The organism is Variovorax sp. WDL1 (assembly GCF_001541225.1).
Taxonomy (GTDB): Bacteria; Pseudomonadota; Gammaproteobacteria; order Burkholderiales; family Burkholderiaceae_C; genus Variovorax.
This window is the reverse complement of record NZ_LMTS01000145.1, coordinates 14,971-28,263: the sequence shown is the minus strand read 5'-3', so window position 1 is coordinate 28,263 and position 13,293 is coordinate 14,971. Positions and strand designations below refer to the sequence as shown.

General features: G+C 60.8%; 15 protein-coding genes and 1 pseudogene. 11 read left to right on the top strand and 5 right to left on the bottom strand.

The window, feature by feature from the left end; translation table 11 throughout:
* From APY03_RS19440 to APY03_RS19430, 3 genes and pseudogenes are all read right to left on the bottom strand, one after another.
* A pseudogene (locus tag APY03_RS19440) lies at positions 1-553 on the bottom strand (hypothetical protein); the annotation flags it as partial.
* 169 nt (positions 554-722) lie between these two features.
* On the bottom strand, positions 723-1,532 hold the full coding sequence (locus tag APY03_RS19435; RefSeq protein WP_146039489.1) for a hypothetical protein: 810 nt from the start codon (positions 1,530-1,532) through the stop codon (positions 723-725).
* A 107-nt stretch (positions 1,533-1,639) separates the two neighbouring features.
* Positions 1,640-2,221, bottom strand: a complete 582-nt coding sequence (locus tag APY03_RS19430; RefSeq protein WP_068679190.1) for a hypothetical protein — start codon at positions 2,219-2,221, stop codon at positions 1,640-1,642.
* 129 nt (positions 2,222-2,350) lie between these two features.
* Here APY03_RS19430 and APY03_RS19425 point away from each other — a divergent pair, with 129 nt between their 5' ends.
* Positions 2,351-2,788, top strand: coding sequence for a hypothetical protein (locus APY03_RS19425; protein ID WP_068679188.1), 438 nt, complete (start codon positions 2,351-2,353; stop codon positions 2,786-2,788).
* 332 nt (positions 2,789-3,120) lie between these two features.
* Here APY03_RS19425 and APY03_RS19420 read toward each other — a convergent pair whose 3' ends face one another.
* Positions 3,121-4,011 (bottom strand): hypothetical protein, encoded by an 891-nt coding sequence (locus tag APY03_RS19420; RefSeq protein ID WP_146039488.1) that lies wholly within the window; start codon positions 4,009-4,011, stop codon positions 3,121-3,123.
* Positions 4,012-4,653: 642 nt separating this feature from the next.
* Here APY03_RS19420 and APY03_RS19415 point away from each other — a divergent pair.
* Together APY03_RS19415 and APY03_RS19410 are read left to right on the top strand one after the other, a co-directional pair.
* Positions 4,654-5,562: a hypothetical protein gene (locus APY03_RS19415; RefSeq protein ID WP_068679183.1), complete on the top strand. Its 909-nt coding sequence runs from the start codon at positions 4,654-4,656 to the stop codon at positions 5,560-5,562.
* Between the two features lie 12 nt (positions 5,563-5,574).
* Positions 5,575-6,885 carry a DNA topoisomerase gene (locus tag APY03_RS19410; RefSeq protein ID WP_068679181.1) on the top strand — a complete coding sequence of 437 codons (1,311 nt, stop codon included), beginning with the start codon at positions 5,575-5,577 and terminating at the stop codon, positions 6,883-6,885.
* 68 nt (positions 6,886-6,953) lie between these two features.
* On the opposite strand, the gene APY03_RS19405 is transcribed toward APY03_RS19410, so the two are convergent.
* Positions 6,954-7,598: a hypothetical protein gene (locus APY03_RS19405; protein WP_068679179.1), complete on the bottom strand. Its 645-nt coding sequence runs from the start codon at positions 7,596-7,598 to the stop codon at positions 6,954-6,956.
* Between the two features lie 117 nt (positions 7,599-7,715).
* Between APY03_RS19405 and APY03_RS41650 the strand changes: the two genes are divergently transcribed.
* The 8 genes from APY03_RS41650 (at position 7,716) to APY03_RS19365 (ending at position 13,233) form a co-directional block, all read left to right on the top strand.
* Complete coding sequence (locus APY03_RS41650; protein WP_146039487.1) at positions 7,716-8,021, top strand: hypothetical protein; 306 nt, start codon at positions 7,716-7,718, stop codon at positions 8,019-8,021.
* A 305-nt stretch (positions 8,022-8,326) separates the two neighbouring features.
* Positions 8,327-8,665 carry a single-stranded DNA-binding protein gene (locus tag APY03_RS19395; protein WP_068679175.1) on the top strand — a complete coding sequence of 113 codons (339 nt, stop codon included), beginning with the start codon at positions 8,327-8,329 and terminating at the stop codon, positions 8,663-8,665.
* Positions 8,666-8,890: 225 nt separating this feature from the next.
* Positions 8,891-9,112: a DUF2274 domain-containing protein gene (locus tag APY03_RS19390; RefSeq protein ID WP_068679172.1), complete on the top strand. Its 222-nt coding sequence runs from the start codon at positions 8,891-8,893 to the stop codon at positions 9,110-9,112.
* An 11-nt stretch (positions 9,113-9,123) separates the two neighbouring features.
* Positions 9,124-9,564 (top strand): hypothetical protein, encoded by a 441-nt coding sequence (locus APY03_RS19385; protein WP_068679170.1) that lies wholly within the window; start codon positions 9,124-9,126, stop codon positions 9,562-9,564.
* A gap of 150 nt (positions 9,565-9,714) precedes the next feature.
* On the top strand, positions 9,715-10,380 hold the full coding sequence (locus APY03_RS19380) for a hypothetical protein (protein ID WP_068679168.1): 666 nt from the start codon (positions 9,715-9,717) through the stop codon (positions 10,378-10,380).
* A 44-nt stretch (positions 10,381-10,424) separates the two neighbouring features.
* Entirely contained in the window at positions 10,425-11,189 is a 765-nt protein-coding gene (locus APY03_RS19375; RefSeq protein WP_068679167.1) for a hypothetical protein, read from the top strand.
* Positions 11,186-12,232 (top strand): TraU family protein, encoded by a 1,047-nt coding sequence (locus tag APY03_RS19370; RefSeq protein ID WP_068679165.1) that lies wholly within the window; start codon positions 11,186-11,188, stop codon positions 12,230-12,232. The genes APY03_RS19375 and APY03_RS19370 overlap by 4 nt, the downstream gene beginning before the upstream one ends.
* A gap of 11 nt (positions 12,233-12,243) precedes the next feature.
* A complete protein-coding gene (locus APY03_RS19365; RefSeq protein WP_198161270.1) occupies positions 12,244-13,233 on the top strand; it encodes a TrbC family F-type conjugative pilus assembly protein in 990 nt (329 codons plus the stop codon).
* Positions 13,234-13,293 lie beyond the last annotated feature (60 nt).

The window sequence follows — 13,293 nt, the reverse complement described above, 5'->3', positions numbered from 1 at the left end:
TAGTTGTCGTCGACCACTCAAGATAATTGTCGCTGGCCACGGGAGCCCCTCGGAACGAATCGGGATGGAACTCGACGCAATCCCGGGCGACCACGCCGTGAGGCTGCGCTGAGTCGAATGCCAGCACGGTGCCGAGTTCCAGTGGAATTCTTCGTTCCAGGAACGGGAAGTAAACGTCCCACGGGGTCTTGTCAGACAGCCATAGCACGCAGAACACGTCATTTGGGAAGTACGTCGCATCGTGGTGATACTGCGCGCCGGCACAAGCCAGCAAGGATGCTCTGCAGCTGAAGCTACCGAACCCTTGTGCCTGCAGCCACATGGAAGTGGCTTTGACGGCTTGGGCAAAGACCTGCGAGCGCGTGCCGTTGAGCGAAGCGATTGAGCCGGGTGCGGCTCCGTCCCGCCGAAACTGCGAGGTCCAGCTTTTAGTGTCAGCCGGCGGCACCGGCTCCATCGCCAGCCGGCCGGAAAGTACGGTCTGCGAAATCGTTCGCTTTCCGCCAGTCGGAAGGACGACGAGCGCCTCTTCAGGTGTCAGTGGTTGCCACATAGTTGCTCATAGAGTTGCCCTTCTTGGTGTAGCCAGCCGCCTCAGGTCCGCGCAATCCGGCAAATCTACTACTACCGTTCCGGCCACCGCCACCGCCCAAAAGGAAACGACCGCTCGAGAGCGGTCGTCGGGTGGAAATCAAAGGCAAGAGCCCTGACGCTGGATGGACTCAGGCCAGCTTGGCTTCAGTCGTCTGTTGCAGGGCGGTCAGGGCCATCCTCGCGGAGATTTCAGAACGGAAGTTTTGCTCCTCGCCGGCGAGCCACTTGCCAGGAATCCGGCCGTCGACCTGCAGGTACTCGATGACCGACATCCGCTCCGAGAACGAGGGTCGGCAGACCTCTTCGCGCACCTGATGCAGCGTCTGCGCATCGCCCAGGACCACGGCAAACTTGAGCATGTCCAAGGTGAACTGGCGATTGCGCCCATAGAGCACGCCCCGAGCTTCGCTAGCGCACGCCCCCGCTTCGGGGAAGTGCGTCAGCGGCGCAAGCGACGCCAGAAAGTCCAGAGTGGCGACTCGGCTCGCGTTGATGCGGCGGTTGTGCCGCGCCAATGCGAATGCGTATTTCACAGAGGTGCCAGGGCCTTCCGGGGTCGGCACCGCCTCGTGGAACTGCTCGTCGCCGAACAGGTCCGCAAACTGTTTGCAAGCCGAGCCTTCCAGGCTCAGTGGCAGCGGACGGATGTCGTGCTCGACGCCTTCGTCCCGTCCTGCGGCGTGAATGTGGTGGAAATAGGCCTGCAGAAGCAGCCGCTCTCTTGCCTCGCCAGCCGCACTCTGAGGCGCGACTTTGAAAACGCATTGAGGCTCGTCCCGCAAGCAGACCTCGGCAAGGGCGCCTCGAAGGGGCGCCAGACACACCTTCGGTCGGCCATCGTAGTCGCGCAGGCCGTTGAGTACCTGCGAAAGGAGCGATTGGATAGTCGTAAAGCAACGGGCAGAAAAGTGAAGGGTCCTCATTTCAATATCATTCATGGTGTTGGTTTTCCTCCACCGTGTAGCCAACCCATGCGGGCCGCGGGCCGGAACCTTAGCGCTTGAGAATCGCGTAAGGTCGCGCCCTTCACAGGTGAATCTGGCCGTCAGTAGGAGGTCGGCGGCGCGGCGCTGAGGAGTCGGACCTCGAACACGTACCCGCTGCGGTCAATCCGGAAGCTCTGCCCCGGACGCACCTTGTCGGTCCCACTCAATTTGGTCTCCTGGAGCTCCGGAACATGGAGGCGTATGGCCACGCCCTCCCCCTCCACGGCCACCCATCGGGCAATCTGAGCCGCGGAAAGGTCGTACTGGACGTACGCGAGACCATCTGACTCATACAGCGGCTTGAGGGAGAGCTCATAGCCGACCTTTACCGCCTGCGGCGAAAGCGCGGGCGCTGTGGCAACGTGCTCGGCAGACCTAGCCGGCCCTGCGGGGCTCGAGGCGAGGTAGGTCACCTGCCGAAAGTTGGATGTGCTCGCCGTGTCGCCCGTCTGGCTCGCCAAGCGACTGGTTGCGGTCGTCACGCAGGGGTGGAACGCGTCTTCGACCTTCTCGACACGCCGGCAAACGTGTACAGAAAACACATACTCTGCACTCTTCTCGGTGGGCACAGGCGGCAGGTTCTGAGCTGTCGACGCTTGCGCCGCCACAATCGAGACGACGAATAGAAGCTGCTTGAACATAGGGTGGCTGGCTGACAATCCCTCGTGTAGGCCCTCCTCCTTAAATCCAGCCGCCACGCACCACGCCGTCAGAGACCGCAGCAGCGCCTATACAAGGAATGCCGACAGGCAGACCTCAAAGGAAACACGATGAACTTCAAAGAATTGATGGAGCTGGCTCGCTTCCGCCCCGTCGCCGTCGAATGCCTCCCCCTGGCTGAGGACTGGGAAGCCTACCCCGAACGCGGCATGCGAATGCACGTGACAGGTGGAACCGTCCAGCACGACGATGTTGGCAAGCTGCAGGTGGATTTCACGGCGTTCGAGGAATTCAACCGCCCTCTCGAAAGCGCCAACTACAACGGCCCGGGAGGAAAGCCCATCACGGCTCGCGAGTACGGTGACTACAAGGTCATTGACACAGTCTACGTCGACCCTACTCAGGACATCTCGGGGTACGTGCAACTACTGGATGGCGGAGCGCAGGTGCTGCTCGCAGAGTTCAGCGCACTGCCCACCCCTCGACCGTCGTACGTGAGCTGGCTCGAAGCCCGACTGGTGGAGCTGCGTCAGCGGCCTGCCAGTTGATGCCGACGCAGCAGACTGGGCCCCTCAAGGTGGTGCCGAAGGCGCCCCACTACACGGCAAAGCGTCGCTTGACGAGGAGGCCACCCCCAGCTCGTCAAGCCCAAGCCGACCCCCTACGACCTTACGCAGTACGTGCGTCTGTTGCTTGTCCCGCGTAACATCGTCTCCCGCGTCCACCTGTCCATCGTCGCTGAGAACAAGCTGGCCGTTCGCGTCTGGCACTAGACCACTACCAATTCGAACCCTCAAAGCGCAAGCTTCGAGGGTTCTTTCTTTTGCCGCGGAGCAAGCCCACAGGGGCCCGTTCTGGGCCTCTGCGGACGCCCGCAGCCCTAGGGGGCGAACGTGCGCGAGTCGCTTACCAGCGCAAACGAGACAGCTGGCCACTCAGGTGCGCTTTTCAGGTGGCCCAGCGCGTGGCCGACAGGGCTTCGCTCGGAGCGAAAAGCCTGGTGCACGAACGCGGTCCAAGCCAGTGTACGGGCCATCTCGGTCACCCTCTCGATGCCCATCCGAAATGACGGGACGATTACGCTCTCGATGTGCGCCATTGCCGTCTCGCTCAGGTGGAAATGGTCAGCCGAGGAGAGCATATAGGCGAGGTTCTCCAGGGGAAGACATCCGATGTAGCCGTTTGGATGCGTGAACTCTAGTTCGGAGAACAAGAGGTCCCCGAACACCTGCCGGCGCCAGGCCTCTCGGTCGTAGAAGGCGACGGCACGTTCGCGCTCCTCCGCGATGCGAGCCCCAAGCGAGGGGAGGCTCCCATCACCCTCCGAGCATGCCCAGATATCGACGCCGCGGCCCCCGTGGCTGCTCGATACCCTCTCGAGCTGGCGAACCAGGTCGTCGAGAACCAACTCGTACTCGGACCTGTCAAAGGTGAACTGAAGCAAAGGGCCAGCGCCTGGAAGTCTTACGAGCTCGACGCCGTGCTTCCCGGTCGGAATCAGCCAGGAGACGGTGTCCGCCGTGGCTCGCAGTTCGCTCGGCTCATAGATGCCGATGCACCCTGCGACACCGCAGGAGCACGTGAAAAAGTCCACCGGAGCGGCGTTATGCGCCCTCAGCGCAAGAACCAACCCTACGTCGAAGAAGTATCGGCCACTCGGGTCGAGGCGCTGACCGTTAACCAGGGGGTGCACGGCTACGCTAAGTGGTTCCGTTTCTCCTGGTACGGCGGCGGCCGCAGGTTCGACGTGGAAGGATAGTTTGTGCAGCATCGAAGGTCCAAAAGCTTTGGCCCTCGAACCCGAGAGCCACGTCGATATAGGGGACGCGATTTATATCGAGGGCGAGGGTTCCAAGGGGTCAATGGCCAAATCCGGAGCCTAGAAGGCACCGGGAGGTACAGACAACTGAGCAGCGCGCCAAAGCTTCGAGCAGTGTGACCCTTGCCGGTGGCCGGCTTGCCTCTCGCATGCGCGCGGGCACAAGCACGAGCTCGCGGGCGCGCCATGCGCGAGACTCTCTTCTTGATTGAGGGTTTTAGAAGAACTCTCAATCTAGAGAAAGACTTTAGGTAGCAAACCGTTTTATGCAAAACCAGTCCGAGGGAAGCTGGCGTGGAGGGCCCGCCCTGCACGAGGGGGCAAGAGGCAGAGTCCTCCGCGCAAGCAGGGTTGCCCCTGGATGGTGGCGGACGAACGTGCCCGGAGCTGACGGCTAGCCAGCACGTCGTAGGCCACGAGGTTTCCACTGAAAAAGCCTTTTTCGTCAACCACTTAGCGCTTGGATTCGGCGTTTAAACACGCTGTACCTATTCGTTGGGTAGCCGCTTGCCTGTTTCACCCCCTGTTTGCGTCGTCTAAACGGGCCCGAAGCAAGCAAGCGGTGTTTCCCTTTCATCGCTCCATCGAACCCGTATGCCTCAACCCTATACGCCGACCACCAAAGATGGTCGCGCCGTTGCCGACGAGAATGAGCTGCGCATCTTGAAGGCCCTGCGCCACTTTGGGCATCTTCGCCGTCAGGAGGTCGCTTCCGCCGTCTGGCCACGGTCGTCGGGAACCAGCGCCTATGTCATGGCTGGGCGAACCGTCAAACGCATGCTAAGCAAAGGCATGCTCCTCGAGAAGGCCAATACGCTTGGCGGCTATTCGCTCGTCCTCGCCTCGAAGGGTGTCGCCCGCCTCAAGGATTTCGACATCGTAGCGCAGGAAGGCTATGAGCTGGCCTTCAACGGGCCTCAGTTCTTCCACCGAACTCTCGGAACGAACTACCTCATCGAGCGAGCTCGCGCCGGCGACGAAATTTTCGGCGAATACGCTCTCCTGAAGGGGTGGTCGCCCGTGGACAAGGAATACGTGCGTGAGCGCTTTCGCAAGATTCCTGACGGGCTCATCGTTTATTCCGGCGCGACCGCTGGGTTCACCGACGGTACTCGGGTTGCCGACTGGGTTGAGGTCGAGTCGGCCTTCAAGCCGTACGAGGAGGTCAAGAAGGCGCTGGAGCTCCTGACCCGCGACTCGCAACTGACGAAGAGCGGAGGACTGCTGCTAAACAAGCTCGTCTTCGTCTACGACTCCCGGCACAAGCACGACAAGCAGCTGCTTCGCTACATCGCGAAGTTCCTGAAGGAATACCCCGGCCTGACTCCGGAGCTCGTGCTCGCCGAAATCATCCTCGCCCGCTGCTTCGTGGACGTGCCTTTCAGTTGGCATGGCGTGGAGGAGACCACTGCGCTGGACCTCATGCGCGCCGCCGGAGACCTCGACACCGATTCACTCGACGCACCCGCCGCTGATACCGCCCCTTCCCAACCCGACCTCTGAACCAGACCACAAATGCCTACCGTCATCCTTACCGAAAAGTCCTCTGTCGCCAACGATATCGCTGCAATCATGGGCGTGAAGTCGAAGTCGCGCTTCCACATCGAGGCCAAGGACGGAACCCTCATCACCTGGGCCCGTGGCCACTTGCTCGAGCTCGTCGACCCGGAGGTCTACTCCAAGGACTGGGGCGGCTACTGGAAGTGGGCGCAACTTCCCATGATTCCTGAGAACTGGAAGTACAGCGTGGTGCGCGGCTCCGGCGACCAGGTGAAGGCCATCGCAGCACTGCTCAAAACCGCCACTAAGGTGGTCCTGGCGACCGACGCGGGACGGGAAGGCGAACTCATCGGCCGCCTCATCCTGGACCATTGCAAGTACCGTGGCCCGCTGGAGCGATTCTGGGCCAGCGAAATGACACCTGCGGGCATCAAGAAGGCCTTGGGGACACTGCTGCCTGGCTCGTCCAAGGACCCGCTCTACGAGGCGGCCAAGGCGCGGCAGCACGCCGACTGGATGTACGGCATCACGGGGACGCGTGCGGTGTCCCTGGCGGCGAACGTCCGCGGCGACTACTTTCCGCTCGGACGGGTCCAGACCCCCACCCTGGCCCTCATCGTGCACCGCGACAAGGCTATCGCTGACTTCAAGTCGTCGTCGTATTACGAGCTGGAGGCGAGCTTGACCACTGCGAGCGGGAAAGCCTTCAAGATGTGGCACGCACCGGCGGAAGACAAGCGCATCACCGAAAAGGCGGACGCCGAGAAGATGATGAGGCAGGCCGAAGGCGCCACCGCTCCGCTGCGAGTGACCCGGGAGCCCGGTTCGGAACGTCCCCCGCTTCCCTATTCGCTGCCCACGTTGCAGCGCGATGCCAACCGGGTACTCGGCTTTTCGGCAGCTCGAACACTCGAGCTTGCCCAAAAGCTGTATGAAAAGAAGGTTACGAGCTATCCTCGGACAGACTGTGAATACCTGGCGGAGAACCAGAAAGCCCAGGTAAAGGAGGTGCTCGACTGCGTGCGGCTCACGGCGCCCTCCAAGGTCGATGAGCTCCTCCGCCAGGGAATCGTCATGCGCTCGACCACCTTCGACGACTCCAAGCTCTCGGACCACCACGGCATCATCCCGACCTACATGCTCGTCGACTTGGCCCCCGACGAGCAGCAGCTCTATAACCTCATCAGCCTGCGATATCTCCAGGCGCTCGGCCAAGACATGCGCTACGACCAAACGAAGGTGTCGATGAACGCCAACGGCGTCGAATTCAAGGCTGCAGACCGGGTGATTTCGTCGCCGGGTTGGCAGGCCCTCGCTGACGCCTAAGGCAAGAAAAAGGGCCCCGCAAAGCAGGGCCCTTTAAAATCAAAAGCGCGTCATACCGACGCCAGTAGTCATTCATCAGCACCGCCTTCCAGGGACGACGCTTCGCTCAACCGCTTCGCACGTTCCTGTTCGAGGCCCTTAAACGCTTCTGCAATGCGGTCCAAGCTCAGTTGCTCGGGCAGCAACCGGCGCTGAGTCGCCTTTTCGTACAAACGGGCTACCAAGTACTTCGTCTCAAGCGTCCCGTGCAGGACGTCGGGCGTTATCAGGTGGCCCCACTCGCTGTCCTGGGTGATGAACTCGAGCACACGGGGAACCTCCCTCTCCAGCTGCGATGGGCTCGCATACAGGTCGGACACGGTGATACGGCCTGCCATCAGCAGAACCGTAAGCCGCGGAATACCAAGGTACTCCGCGCACTTGACGGAGAACTCTTCTGAAATCGCCTTTGTCGGGCGTGTTCCGTTCCTCAGCTGGGTGATGTACCCGTAGGTGACGCCCAGGTGGTCCTTGGCCATCTCTACCCCCGTGTGACCTAGGTAGTCCGCACGGCGCTTCAACGCCGCGACCAGGTAGGCACCCGGGCGCAGCAGTGAGTTCTCGTCAAACTCACCATTCCATGGGGGAACCTCCACAGGCGCATTCGACGGAGCGGCGCGGGAAGCGCGCTTCGAATCGAGCGGAACCACAGTCGTCACATCATTCTTGGTCATAGATACCTCTTGGCGCGCGAGGGCGCCACCTTGTTATTGGGATGCCTTTCGGAACTCGCCGCTTGATAAGGCGCTGACGCGCACTGCAACATTTTCCTACTACGTAAAGCTACCGGCTTGAAACTGACCGTTCATTTTATACCAGAGGATGACCTGACACCAATACTGGTAGCCGTTTGCGCCTTGTACCTACACCAAGCAGTTCAACTTTTTCTTCATGAGGTCATCATGGCTGCAAACATCTTCGGTTTTCTGGGCTTCCTGTTCCAGCTGGTCGCACTCGGCGGATTCCTCTGCTTCGTCGGCTGGCAGGTGCGCAAGGTTCTGAATGCTCGCGCTGCGTCCCGGCAGCAACAGCGTGCCAAGGAGGTTGCAGCAATGGTCGCTGCCTCCAGGTCACGTCAAAACGCCCGCGCCTTCTGACGCGTTCGTTCTGCCCTGATTCAAGAGCTCCTTCATGGAGCTCTTTTTCTTTGGCGTCCGCCGGCCCTGTCGTCCTCCAACCCTAAGACGGCGGTACGCCGGGCGGCCGCCATGCGCCGACCCTAAAACCGTAAGCAGGAGCGAGCAGAACCGCTTTAGGGGTGGCCACCGGGTTTCCTGCGCTACCTATATGAAGAGGTGCTCGTGGGGGCGACGCACCACTTACAAGCCATTTATTTTGCCGATTCGTTCTTCCCCGCACATGCGGACGATGAGGCGCCACTGTTCTAGATTAGGAGTTCCCCATGATTGTCTTCGGTAACATCGCTGCGCAGCCCGAAAAGAAAACTGCCCGCGAGTCCGGGAAAGAATACTACACGCTCCGCCTTGCGGAAAATCAAGGCAAGGACGCCAACAGGACGACCACCTGGTACGACGTCGTCGCCTTCATCTCCGAGATGGAAGCCGACATGCTGAACAAGGGCATGCTGGTCAAGGTGATGGGCGTCCTGAATGCCGAGACCTACCAACGCAAGAGCGACTCGACCTGGACGTCGGCCCTGAAAATCCGTGCCTTCAAGGTCGAGCCCTACGAGCCGAAGCCCCGTCCCCAGCAGGATGGCGGCGACGACAGCCAAGGCTAACTCTCCGTCATTCGAAACCCCGGCGCCACATGGGCCGGGGTTTTTCTTTGGGGGCTAACCACGCCAGTGCGTCTCACCTGGCGCACTAGAACCTAAATCGCGTCTAAACTGATACTGGCACTGTTTATTCTTTGACAGTGGGTGTTACTGAAGCTATACTTTCACTGTCGTTTAAGCGCTGGTCGCTAACAACTATCACCAACACAACTTTCGGTACCTGTCACCATGAAGCTCAAGAAAATCACCCTGCGCGAACCCGTCGAACGCCTGGCCGTCAGTGTCAAGAAGTCCACCGCGGACCTGGTCGAGGCCTATCGCCAGGAGTACAAGGCCGCGCACGGCGTCGAGATTGAGACCAGCGCCCTCGTGGAGACCATCCTCAAGGAGTTCATCACCTCCGACAAGGACTTCATGAAGAAGTACGAAGCGAGCAAGGCCGGCGCCTGACCGGCGGCTGGATGGAGAGCCCCGTAGCAGGGCTTGAAATCTGGAAACAGCGAGGAGAGCTTAAGTACGAACTCTCCCTCCCTGTCGAAACACCCTCGAACAACGTCATCAAGGGCCTTCACTTTCACGCATACAAGGATTTGCGGCGCCAATGGCGAATGATGGTAAAGGCGGCCCTCAAGGGCCAAAAGCCAGAAGCCCCCGTCGAACGGAGCTTCCTGGTGGTGACAAGAGAGTGCGCCGGCGGCGGACTGGACTGGGACAACGCGTACGGAGGGATGAAGCCAATGCTTGACTGCCTGGTAGCGCCCTCCGACAAGAACCCCGACGGTCTCGGCCTGATTCTGGATGACAACCCCAAAGCCATGCCTTTCCCCCCGTTCGTGCGGCAGTTGCCGGCGAAAAGAGGTGCCGGACGCACCTTGGTTCAGATTTACGAACTGACCACCTAAAACGTATTTTTGGATTGAGGCGGCCGCCGCCCAGCCCGCCTCTCAATCACTTGGAAACTGGAGCCTCGAATGTCTGAAGTCGCTGTCAAAACTGCTAAGCCTACCCGCCAACGCAAGGACGTGGTCCCCCCGGAGAACCTGACCTCGGACATGTCGCTGTTCGACTACCTGTCGCAGTGCCAGCCGCCGCTGGACCAGAAGATTATCGACATCGCCTGCTCCCAGAACCAAGTGCCGCCCGAGCTCAAGAAGGAGGCGGCGCAGGAAATCCGCATGATGTGGTTCACCCTGAGCCCTGATACGGCGAAGTACAAGCCCGGCCAGATTGCGGCCTACGCTCACCGGATGGCTGGGCACGCAGCACTGCGTCTTCGGCGCGAACTCGGCTCGTCGGTGCGCCTGCCGGGCTCGGCGTTCCGCAAGCGCAAGGACGGCAGCTCCTACGTGACCCCCGGCGTGCTCGCCGCAGCCCTGGAGTGGGACAAGCTCGAGGGCTGGTTTCAGACCGACGGCGGCGAGGGTGCGGACAGCGGAATGGCCCCCGAAGGCCTGCCTGACGGCCTCGGCCTGAACCCACTCATGGCTGCCGACGGCGAGCCCGCCATCGAAGAGGACGAAGACCAGGCGATGCGCGACGAGCGCCAGGAGCTCCTCGAGCGGCACCGTGACGACCTGACGCCGCGGCAGTTCACCATCATGGGCAGCCTGATTGGCGGCAGTTCGTTCGACGACGTCATGAAAGAGCATGGCATCAAGAACGGCGTGCTCATGCGTGAGGTTGCCATCATCAGCTCCATCGTCGGCGTCCTGGACTGAGCCATTTGGCTATAGGTTGCACAACCCTCTACCGAAATTCCACGATGAAACTAGCCCTGTTCGCCACCGCGCTCCTGGCCATGGTCGGCCTGGCCCATGCCAAGGACCACGGCGTCCAAGGGAACGTCTGGCCCATCATCGAAGTAGACATGCGCCAAACGATGCTCGAGTCCGCGTCTCGTACGGACTGGAACAAGGTGAACAAGCAGGTGGTTGAAAGCGGCAAGAAGTTCCTGTCGAACCTGCCGAAACGCCAGCTGCCCCAAGCCAACGAGACCGGTACAGCGTACTTCGACCCGTCCCTGGTCCTCACTTCGGACATCCAAGCTCCTGTGAAGCAAAGCGATGGCAGCTACAAGTGGGAAGTCCTTGCTGCCAAGGGCACCAAGGTGAACCCGCTTGACTCATACCACCCGGTCACCGCCCTCTTCTTCTTCGACGGGTCTCAGGAGGACCAGCGGGAGCTTGTCAAGAAGGTCTTTGCCGCTGAGCAGGACCGAATCGTCCCCATCGAAGCCGGCAGTGGCGACGTGAAGGACCTTGGTGACATCTTCAAGCGCCCCATCTTTCACGCGAGTGACGCGCTCATCAGCCGCTTCCAAGTGAAGTATCTGCCTGCCCTGGTCTACCCGGGCACGGGCGTGAACTCCAAATACATCGCGGTTACTTCCTTCGGCCAGCCATTTCAGACCGACGAGGTCCTGCACGCCTGGGATGAGCTCAAGCCGAAGCAGTCAGAGCTGTCGGCAGGGGCGTTGGCCGTTTCCGTGCCTGCCTCCGCGCCATCTTCCTCTGGAGTGACCCAATGAACGTCTTCAAGAAGCTTTTTGCCGCTGTTCTGATGTGCTGCGCCTTCGGCGCTTCTGCGCAGCAGGATGAATCTGGGGTTACGGGCGAGGCGCAGGCTGCCATCTGCACGGGCGAGATGTTCAATCCGATGAACATCGACTGGAACAACCTGTACCCCATCACGATTGTCGGCATGCAAATCAACGGGTCCGGCTACAACGAGAACCCGGTGTTGATGCAGGCGATGCCCCCCATCTGCTACTGCCCTTCCGTCATGACCTACGGGTACCCGACCATGGGCGAGGGCCTCACTTACTGGGAGCCGATGTACCTGGTGGAGGTGGAACGCCGCCCCGGGTGCATGCCCTCAATGGGCGGCATGCAGGTTCTCAAGAACTATGCGAACCAGGGCTCCGAGAAGTCGACGGGTGAAGGCCTGGAAAAGCGGCAAGCCAACCGCATGAACGTCCACTTCATCACCTACCCCGTGCTGGACATGATTGACCAGGAGCTTCTCGCGTACTGCAAGAACCCCTCGGGCGTGGACGTCACGTACATGACCGAGGTCGACCCAATGTGGCAGGACGATACCTGGAGCGGCATCTTCACCCCAGAAGCTTCCATCTTTACGGGGCTCACCGCTCACGCCGCATGCGCGGTCGACGCCGCGGCCTCGACCCTCGGCCACACCATTGATGCCCTGTTCTGGTGTGCCGGAGCATGGGGAAATCTGTACCCCTTATCCGGCAACACGTCCCATGCCGGCCAGGACTTTGCAGAGAACAACCTCATTGCGGCCAAGTTCATCGCACGCTTCAGCCGTCTGGGATTGCTGTTCACCACCATCGGTCCCTCGGCTATCTGCGCGTCACATCCGAATCCCATGGTCGTTAAGGGTCAGTACCGGTTCAACCAGGTTGGCCCTATCAACCGTACCGGCCGAGCAGTGGTCTTCGGCGATATGGCCGAATTCCAATATCCGCCGACGTCGAACGCCCCTACCCAGGAGCACACCATCAACATGATTTGGCAAGGCAAACAATGCTGCTACCGCGTACCGTGATGAACAAGTGCTTGACCGTATCGATGGCTGCAGCCATCGTGGCCTTCGCCCTGAGCGCCCAGCAGGCCCGCGCCCAAGACACTGCCGACGGAACCGAAGCGCCCGCCGAGAAGCAAGATGCCGGAGCCCTCTACGTGCCATACGGCAACCTCAAGGACGCGGACCCCCAACAGGTTGAGGCGGCCCGAAAGCTCGGCGAGACCCTGGCTGTTGACCTGCTCACCGCATATGAGAAGGCTGTTCCCGACCCGGAGTTCGCCGAGCGAGTGGCCCGCGGTAAGAAGAATGCCGACGACATCGCGGACCAGTCAATCGCTGGCGAGCGTGACAAGGTTCTGGAGTTCCTGGGCATCAGCCCCAAGCGGAGGTCCAACCTTTACTACTTCGTGTCTTGGTCAATGCCGCTGGAAATGCTGCGGTCTTACGCCGTCGAGGCCATGTGGTCTGGCGGCACGCTGATTTTCCGGGGCGCGCCTCCGGGGCGAAGCCTCGGAGACTTTGTGAGCGAAGACCTCACGAAGCTGAACTACGGCAAGGGTGCGTCAGCCAATATTTCGATTGACCCGCGCATGTACGACGCCTACCAGGTCACCACGGTTCCGACCATCGTGCTGACCACCTATCGCGTGGAGATGCAGTGCACCGGAATCGAGCCGCGCAAGTTCAAATACCGCGGGCAGGACCTGCAGTACAACACCTGCCCGCCGCTGGACCCGGCCAAATACTCGAAGGTTTCGGGTGCCGTCACTGCAAACTATGCCCTCCAACAGTTCCTCGACGACGGCATGGAGGATGCAACGCCCTACATCAAAGCTCTGGCGCGCGGATTCGCCCTGGGCGATACTCCTGCAAAAGAGCAAAAGCCGTTCACGGGCAAATGGGAAGACTTTAAGTCGCCATCGGAGCGCTTGAAGGAAGAGGAAGGCATCCGCAAGGCCATGGCTGATGCCCTCGCCGCGAAGGCGCTGCAGAACGCCTCAGCACTTCCACCCCAGAAATGATGCGCAAAGGCTAAGTGGGGTCTCTGTACCTATACGTTGGAGCAACCTATAGGCCGGAGA